Here is a 3,538-nt window from a genome sequence, read left to right as displayed (position 1 = left end):
CTAACGGCATCAGGAACTGTGAGCCCGTGGGCCCAGTAATGCTGAATCCAGATAAAGAGCCTGAAACGGATGTAAGAAATGTAGCGTAAAATTAAGTAAAGAGTGCCAACTACCTTGAAAAACACCGAGTGCGGGAATACGGCACATTTTCCCGAGTGCTGCAGCTGCTATCGTAGACAGTCTTGGTTTAACTTGCCCTTGTTTTGACATTTTTGCAGGTTGCGCAGGGGTAGGTCAAGCAATCGAATTAGCTTCAAGTATGGAAGGGATGATACTTATTATCAGCGCAGATAATTTATCTCGTACGATTGATTCTGAAGAACCTTCTCACTTTGCTTTAAGGCAATTTGCAGACGGCGCTGTAGGTATTATCGTTTCACATAATGCGGTATCGGGACATCGTATTGTCGCAACGAATGGACAGACTAATGCCTCTTTTCATCAATATTACCGTTCTGTAAATGGTGTTGTCAAACGTAACCTGCCACCAGAAGTTAAGCCTCTTCTTAGTGCCGCTTATCTTGATGCGTGGACTTCGATCACGCGTAAGCTACTTGTAAAGAGCTTAGATACAGAACAACTCTGGATCTTCTGTAACCAAGGTGATAAAAAACTTTTTGAGCCTTTAATCGATGCTTTGGACTTCCCTGATGTTCAACTTGTTAATACTAATCATGGGCATGCTGGCGGAGCCGATCCTTGGATAGGTTTAATGGCGGATACACCTCCTAAAGGAAGCCAAGCCATCTTGCTTTCCTCTGGTATAGGCTTTCACTTTCACGGAATATTATTAGAGGTCTGATTATGCGAGGTATAAGCTTAGGGGTTTTTGCAAGCCTACTTTCAGCGGCGACGGCTTTGATTATTACATCAACAGGAAGTGATTCTATAAGTCCTCTATGGCTACTTATGGGGCAGTATATGGTGGGTATGTGCCTTTCTCCTCCACGTCGACGCCCTGTGGCACCTCTGTCATTGCACGCTTTGCGGCTCATCGCGGGACTATGGGCCTTCGGAGCGTATTACTTTGCGTTAAGTGCTGAGGGAGCTAGTGCAGCTGAAGCTTCTATGATTTTAAATACGGCTCCTATATTTGCTACATTTTACGCAGTTACTCAAATAAGAGCACGGTTTAGCGCCCTGCTTGCATTCGCAGGGGTAGCACTGTTCCTTCTAGCAAATAATGGGGGAGTTGATTTCAGCCTATGGCAACTTTTAGCGCTTTCTGCTGCTGTTGCATATGCTTCATCCTTTATACTTGTGGGAGTCTTATCAAGCAAAGGAGAAAGCCCTGGAACTATCAACTCAATTTATAATTTTGGGGCTGCTGTTGTAACTGCCATTATTCTTATCGTGTATCAACCACCTCTACCTCTTCACTGGTGGCCTGTATTTGCTATTGGCGCCATTGCCGCTTTGAGAATTCAGGTTATCACTATCGCCGCGACGACACCGGAAGAGTCTGCACGAGTTTCTGTGTTGACAAATCTTGCTTTTCTTTGGTTAGCCATAGTAGAAATTGTACAAGGGCGTTCTTACAGCGTAGTAGAATGGGTAGCGCTAGGACTTGTCATACTAGGTGTAGGTCTTAGTCCGAAAGCAACAACCAAGACATCCGAAGCAACAACTAAGACATCTAGGATTGTCAGATGATCCCTTCCCCCTCTTTGATTAAGCTTAAGTTAGAGCTGTTGAAGTGGGGGATGCCAACACCCTGAAAATCGTTAGTCAGTTTTGTCCTTTTATTTAACAAAACTGCGTCATTGCTACTCTATATTTTGTTGTATTAAACGCCTTTATCTTGCAAAATCGATCGTCATGCTGGTGAATGCTATGGGCATAGACGGGATTGGGTTGGGTCGAATACTGGAACGAGCATCCGTGTACGCCATTGATCATGGCGCTAGTCAAATTTAAACGGGCACCTAACTGCCCGTTTTTATTTTTTAGTATTTGGCCACCACAGCTTGGAGAGGGACTTTAGAGGCCGTTAGACTTATCAATCAGCTTCATTAGAGATACCTACCAACAGAAGACCGCCTTGGGCTAACTAGACAATTGTTATCTATCCGTGGAATATGAGAGCAAGTAATTTGACCATTAGGAGGTCAATATCTCAGACACCGAAGAGGCTAGCGAGATGGAATTAATTTAACGGGAGAGGAGATATGTCATGATACCCTTGGTGTTGTCAGTCGTGTGTTTGATCGTGGCAGGTCTCATCGTCTGGAGGTTTTGGATAGCGCCCGAGAGCGCTAGCATGACATTACCCAAAACCATTTTACTCGGCGTGTTGACCTCCATCTTAGCTCACATACTATTTGGCATATTGTTTTTTGTTTTTCTAGGCCTGATAACCGAGCGCGGTCATGCCCAGCATCTTAATGGTAGTGTGCTTTTTGTGATCTCAAGCGGGGTCATAATAACCAGTTTCATCGTATTTGGTTGGCTTAGTGTCGCTATCGGTATCCTGTGGACCTTGTGTCTGGTTTACTGGCAACCATTAGGCGTGACCCCTAGATTAAAACGAGGCTGGCACTGGCTGTCATCGCTGTTTTATCGAGTACTAAGAATAAGAACATCTCTACCTAGGGCCCACACCTGGCTGCTCTTTTTCATTGCCTTGTTATTGTTTCCTCTCCTGTGTCTTGGGCCATTTTCCTACTACATATTATTACCCCAAACGCCCCAAATCCCCCAAACTAGTTGGATTGCATGGGGCCTAACCTTTATCATACTCACTTATTTTGTGGTGACGCGCTCGCCTGGGGTATGGCAAAAGTTGTTATTCGGTGCCGTTTCTTGCCTGAGTGCTGGGGTCACAATATTGTTCTTATTGGTTTTGCTCTCCCCCCTGTCTCTGAATTGAGCCTTTTTAAGAGTCAAGAAAGATATGCCTGTCCTGTCTTTTTTTATATGCACCCTTTATTTTGAGAAGGTTCTACGAGACGGTGAATATGGCGCAGACATGCGCTTATGAACGAGAGGCACTGATGCCGAACTGGCCCTTAGATAGGATATCATTCAAGCACATCCCTGTGGGCTCAGCCAAAACATCTGACCTACATGGATAGTAGGAAATGCCGAAAAATGTAGGGAACATTTCCGGCCCTTTTTTGGAAGCTCGCAGCTGCATCTACACCTGCTGATTTACAAGATAAGTTGTCTCTTCGATTTTAGAGAGTGTGTGTTATTGCTAGTGTGAGAGGCTTAATCATGGCTCGTACCATGCATTCGCTACGTTGAACTTGAGGGACGTTAACGTATCAACAATCTTATGGGTGTCCACTTATTACGGTTGCATAAAACTCATCGCCTTGATGCTTTAAGTTAAAATAAATCATCGCCTTATATGCCATTTAGCACTCACAATGTCAGCACTGGTATGTGGTCAAAGGCTTCATTTTTATGATGGGTGATGGGATGGACGCTCCCTAATTCGGCGTCAATGCGCCAAACTGATATTGAATATCCAGTTACATCAAGGAGCGTCCACCATGAAAGTTACCACTATTGCTATCGATCTTGCAAAGAATGT

Annotated in this window: 3 protein-coding genes; all 3 read left to right on the top strand. The window is 44.5% G+C overall.

Translation table 11 applies throughout. From position 1 onward, the window contains the following. The first annotated feature begins 136 nt into the window (after positions 1-136). The 3 genes from HRU42_RS20770 to HRU42_RS20760 all read left to right on the top strand — a co-directional run bounded on the left by HRU42_RS20770 (position 137) and on the right by HRU42_RS20760 (position 2,869). Positions 137-802: a hypothetical protein gene (locus HRU42_RS20770; protein ID WP_367227202.1), complete on the top strand. Its 666-nt coding sequence runs from the start codon at positions 137-139 to the stop codon at positions 800-802. A 266-nt stretch (positions 803-1,068) separates the two neighbouring features. After that, entirely contained in the window at positions 1,069-1,653 is a 585-nt protein-coding gene (locus HRU42_RS20765; protein WP_295033957.1) for an EamA family transporter, read from the top strand. Between the two features lie 607 nt (positions 1,654-2,260). Beyond that, on the top strand, positions 2,261-2,869 hold the full coding sequence (locus HRU42_RS20760; RefSeq protein ID WP_295033955.1) for a hypothetical protein: 609 nt from the start codon (positions 2,261-2,263) through the stop codon (positions 2,867-2,869). Positions 2,870-3,538 lie beyond the last annotated feature (669 nt).

Origin of the sequence: Shewanella sp., from assembly GCF_013214165.1 — a bacterium.
Taxonomy (GTDB): domain Bacteria; phylum Pseudomonadota; class Gammaproteobacteria; order Enterobacterales; family Shewanellaceae; genus Shewanella.
This window is presented reverse-complemented; position numbering and strand designations above follow the sequence as displayed.